Raw genomic sequence first — 5,194 nt, forward strand, 5'->3', positions numbered from 1 at the left:
CAACTCGCCGAAATATTGGGCCCTGACTTCCTGCAGGAGGACTACCAGTTTCGGCGCTACGGTTTCGCAGGGCTATGCGGGCAGATTCTGGCCGCGCTCCCGGAGCCGGTCCGGCACACCCTGCAATGGTTTGCAAGCGGCGTCAACGCGCGGATAAATTCGCTCGACACGGCCACGCTGCCGCTGGAATTCCACATCCTCAATTTTCGGCCTCAGCCCTGGAACGCACAGGACGGCATCGCGGTCGGAAAGGTGCTCGCCGAATCCATGTCCTCGCATTGGATGTCCGACATCATGCGGGCCAGCTTTGCAGATCTTCCTCCGGCCAGCCGCGCCGTCCTGCTGCAAAATAACTCGCCGCTCGATCTCCTGATCGTAGGTCACGACGAGGTCGCGCTGACTGCTGCCCAGACTGCTCGATTGACCGTGGCGCCGCCCAGCGTCCGACTGGATAGCCAGTCCAACAACCGCTTGCTGGAGATGGTATTAAGTCGTGAAAGAAGCCTGAAACGCATCGGTATGAGACCTGCGGGCCTCAAGGCGGCGAGCAATAATTGGGTCGTCTCCGGCAAACTTACCCATAGCGGCAAGCCGCTGCTTGCCAACGATCCTCACCTCGACGCGTCGGTGCCGTGCGTGTGGTACCTCGCACATCTGTCCGCGCCCGGACTCCGCGTCGCCGGCGCAACGATCCCCGGGCTGCCCAGCATCCTGATCGGCCATAACGATTACTGTGCATGGGGTTTTACCAATCTGGGTGGAGACGAACAGGATCTTTACCGGGAAACCTTCTCGCCCAGCGACCCCCAGGTTTACCGCACCCCCAACGGATGGGAACAGGCGGTGCTGCGCAATGAACGGATCGCGGTCAAGGAGGCTTCAGGCGAAACGAGTTTTCGTCAGCTCCCGGTGCTGGTGACGAGGCACGGTCCGATCGTGTTCGACGACGGTAACTTTCTTTATGCGCTTCGGTGGACGGCATTCGACCGTGACGCGACCGAGCTGGTTTCCATCCATGGGCTAAATCGGGCCGGCAATAGCGGTGAAGTTGACGGGGCGCTCGCCGCGTATCGGGGCCCCACAATGAATTGCGTATGGGCCAATCGTGACGGCGACATCGGCTACCATCTGGTCGGAAAAATCCCGGAGCGCCAAGACGATGACGGGAGCGCGCCCTATGACGGCGCCACCGAAAGAGGCCGCTGGAGCGGATACGTCCCCTTTGACGAATTGCCCAACGTCACCAATCCGGAGTCCGGAATCATCGTCACCGCGAACAATCGTATCGTCGGAGAAAGCTACCCGCACTTTATCACCCACGGGTGGGACGGGCCGTATCGCGCTCGAAGGATCTGGAACCTTCTCAACGGAGCTAAAGATCTCGATATCGAGCGCATGATTGCGATCCAGCGCGATACCTATTCCTTCGGAGAAGTGATTTTCGCCGAGGTGATTGTCAAGGCCGCGCGCGCCCATCCCGGGGTGCCCGAGTGGGACGAACTGCTCGCCCTGTTCAACGGATGGGATGGCCGCGCCAAGGCCGATTCGCACGAGATGCCCTTCGCCTCCGCCATGCGGCTCGCGTTCTCGCGTGCGGTCATCGAAGACAAGCTGGGGCCGGATCGGACCCGGGGATATTGGTGGTGGCCCAACCGCGAAAATTTTATCGACTATGTATTGGGGGAGAAGCCGAGCACGTGGCTTCCCAAGGCATTTGCCAGCTGGGACGAACTGTTCCTTTCCGTCTACCGGGGCGTCATTGCCGAACTCGAGAAGAAAAATGGACCTGACAGGACACTTTGGACCTGGGCTCGAACGTCGGAGCCAATCCGGTTTGAGCACCCGCTGGCCCAGTCTGACAGCGTATTCCTGATCGACCCGATGCCACGCCACACCGGCGGCTCGGAAAACCCGACCGTGAACCGCGGTGAGTGGGTTTCGATGCGATTGGTGACGTCGCTGGCCAATTGGGATGAAACCAGGCAAGGGCTGACGCTGGGACAATCCGGCGACCCCAGCAGCCCGCACTGGAAGGATCAGCTGCCGGATTGGGCTGACGGGACCGCGGAAATTTTTCCATTTACGCGGGACGCAATTGCCGAAACGACAAAAATCGTTCAAGCTCTGGTTGCGGATGCTTCTGAGAACAGCAAACAAGGGAGATCCAAGATGGGCGTAGGTGCGGCGTTTGGCAAGGTTCTTGGTGAAGTACATGGAGCGCCTGGCGCGGGTCACGTTGGCGAATTGACACTGAAGGACGTCAAGCTGTCCGACGCTCGGCGCTTCCTGAGCGGGGTGGGAGCCGAAGGGTCCCTCGACTTCCTTGGGGAGCTCGATCCCAGTACGCCGCTCGGAAATATCAAGGTCAAGGATATCCAGGGGCTGGTGACGGGATTGGCGCAGAGCCCGGGGGCTTCTGCAGGTTCCTTCACCGGCGGCACGCCGGCGGAGGCGACAGCCGCCTTTATGCCGATGCCAATGCCAATGCCAATGCCCCGTCCGACAAAGACGATGGCGATGTTCCCGGCGGCAGAGACGTCATCTGGCGCGCCCGGCGGAGCGGCGGTTGCTGCCCCGGATTCATCTACAGGCGTCGCGCCAGCGCAGGCGGTATCCGCGATTATGCCGATGCCAATGCCGATGCCTCGTCCAACAAAGTCCTTGGCGTTGTTTCCGACAGCGGAGACGGCAGGGGCCGGGGGAGGGGCGGCGGCTGCCTCGGCGGCGGGGGCCGGGGGAGGGGCGGCTGGTGCCTCGGCGGTCGCCTCCAAGGAGATGGCGTTGATGTCGGTGAGTGCCCCTGGACCAGCTCCCGGCGCGGCCTCATCGCCCAACCCTATACTCGCGCTGGTGCTGGGGGCCAAGGACCTTCAGGACCTGACTGACCGGCAGAAGGATATTGTCCTGAACAAGCTGCTCGCGGAGGTCGCCGGTGACAGCACCATCATCGTTGCGCTGAAAGCGAAGATAACCGCGATCCTGGCGGAGCTGCGAGCTCCTTAGGAGTGGAGAGCTCTACCATCCCCTTCGACATCGTGAGTGCCATGAGACTTTGAGTGCAATGAGACTTGGCGACGTTCTGCGCAAGGAGCGTGAGCGAAAGCATCTTTCGGTTCAGGAGCTGGCCGCCGCGCTTGATCTGAGGCCGGAGGAATATGCCGCGCTGGAGGACGGCGAGCCGTTGTTCGAAGAGTGGCCGCCGAAGCTTGGACTTTGCGCGATGGCGCTGCAGGTACCGACGTCGAGGCTGATCAGTTCGTCCGGAAAGGCGCGCGATGCAGGCAAGGAGAGCGGCCAAACTGGCCGCCTGATCCGGGCCCGCCGCGAACAGCTCGGAGTGACAGAAGAGAGTCTTGCCAGCCGTATGGCCATCAGCGTCGCGCAACTGAATACCATCGAAAGCGGCCAGAGTCCCCTGGAGCGATATGGAATTCTGCTGCTGCGTTATGCCGAAATCATAGAGCAGCCGATCTTCAATTTTTTCTACCCGGGCGGCATCGAGCTTAAGCGACTAGCGGATTATCCTTGATCGGATACGAAAGACGCCATGGCAGCCCAGTGTGCGACGCTCGTGGACCTGCTGCGACTTCGGGCTCGCGAGCAGCCTGAACAGCCTGCCTATATCTTCCTTCCGGACCACGGCGAGCAGTCCCTCACTTTGACATATGGTGCGCTCGACCAGCGGGCGAGATCGGTCGCCGCTCGTCTGCAGGCTGCTGGAGCCCTGCGCGAGCGGGTCTTGCTGCTGCTGCCGCCCGGTCTGGAGTACGTCGTTGGCTTCTTCGGCTGTCTATATGCCGGCGCCATCGCGGTACCTGCCTATCCGATTTTAAGCCGGCGGCGCCGCGACCGGCTGGAGGCCATTGCTGCCGATGCGGACGCAGGTTTTGCGCTTGCTGTCGCCTCGACGGTGCGCCGGTTGGACGAATTCACGGATCTCCCGGGCTGCCGCGCGCTTCGCGTGCTGAGCTACGATGCCTGCGTCGGTCACGATGCCAGCGAGTGGCGATCGCCGTGGCTGGATGGTGCGGCTCTCGCATTTCTCCAGTACACCTCGGGATCGACGGCTTCGCCCCGCGGCGTCATGATCAGTCATGCTAACCTGATGTACAACGAGGGCATGATAGCCCGCGCGATGGGGCATAGCGCGCGTACCTCGCTCGTGAGCTGGCTGCCGCCGCATCACGACATGGGGCTGATCGGGGGCCTGCTGCAACCTTTCTATGTAGGTTCTTGCTGTATCTTCATGTCGCCCACAGCCTTTCTGCGCCGGCCCGCGCGATGGCTCGAAACCATCGCGCAGTATCGCGCGCATACCAGCGGGGCGCCGGATTTTGCCTATCGGCTCTGCGTCGAAAGAACCAGCCCGGAACAGCGCGCCCGCCTTGACCTCAGACACTGGAAAGTCGCATTCACCGGCTCTGAGCCGGTACGCGAAGACACGCTCGACCGCTTTGCGAGGGCCTTCGAACCCTGTGGGTTTCGCCGGCAAGCGTTCTTCCCTTGTTACGGACTGGCTGAAGCGACGCTCGTGGTATCGGCGGCTTGTGCTGGGGTCGAACCAGCCATCTGCAGGGGACCCGAACTGCCGAGCCAGGGCAGGGCGGCTTCCTGGGTCAGCTGCGGTCGAGCTCTGCCGGATATGGACGTCGCGATCGTGGATCCCGAACGGCTGACGCCGCAGAACTTCGGACAGGTCGGGGAGATTTGGGTCAAAGGGCCGGGAGTTGCGCTCGGATACTGGAACAGGCGTGAAGCGACCGAACGGACCTTTCGGGCCTATCTCGGAGAGACCGGCGCCGGCCCGTTCTTGCGCACCGGGGATCTGGGATTCTTCAGGGATGGCCAGCTTTTCATCACAGGCCGGCTCAAGGATCTGATGATCTTCCGGGGGATCAACCACCATCCGCAGGATATCGAATGGACCGTAGCAAGCAGCCACGCATGCGTGAGGCAGGATCACACGGCCGCCTTTTCGATCCAACTCGACGGCGAAGAGCGGCTGATTGTCGTCACCGAGGTCGAGCGAACCGTCGAAAGCGACGAGTTGGCGGAGATTGTTTCCGCTATTCGCGAGGCGGTGGCGGCCGAACATGGGATACCAGTTCATGCCGTTGCCATCCTGCAGTGGGGAAGCTTGCCCAAGACGTCCAGCGGCAAGGTCCAACGCCAGATCTGCCGGGAACGCTTTCTG

At 62.0% G+C, this 5,194-nt stretch carries 3 protein-coding genes; all 3 read left to right on the forward strand.

Annotation, left to right across the window (positions count from 1 at the left end; all coding sequences use genetic code 11):
• The coding region (locus ABSG20_RS29285) for a penicillin acylase family protein (protein WP_423867948.1) at nucleotides 1-3,003 on the forward strand (3,003 nt) is incomplete at its 5' end.
• A 58-nt stretch (nucleotides 3,004-3,061) separates the two neighbouring features.
• Entirely contained in the window at nucleotides 3,062-3,529 is a 468-nt protein-coding gene (locus ABSG20_RS29290) for a hypothetical protein (protein ID WP_423867949.1), read from the forward strand.
• Nucleotides 3,530-3,547: 18 nt separating this feature from the next.
• The coding region (locus ABSG20_RS29295) for a fatty acyl-AMP ligase (protein WP_423867950.1) at nucleotides 3,548-5,194 on the forward strand (1,647 nt) is incomplete at its 3' end.

Source organism: Bradyrhizobium sp. (assembly GCF_049512235.1).
Taxonomy (GTDB): Bacteria; Pseudomonadota; Alphaproteobacteria; order Rhizobiales; family Xanthobacteraceae; genus Bradyrhizobium.

Bases quoted from the DNA above. Each gene is read 5' to 3' on its own strand.
- ABSG20_RS29290 (WP_423867949.1), top strand. From the start codon at position 3,062: ATGAGACTTGGCGACGTTCTGCGCAAGGAGCGTGAGCGAAAGCATCTT.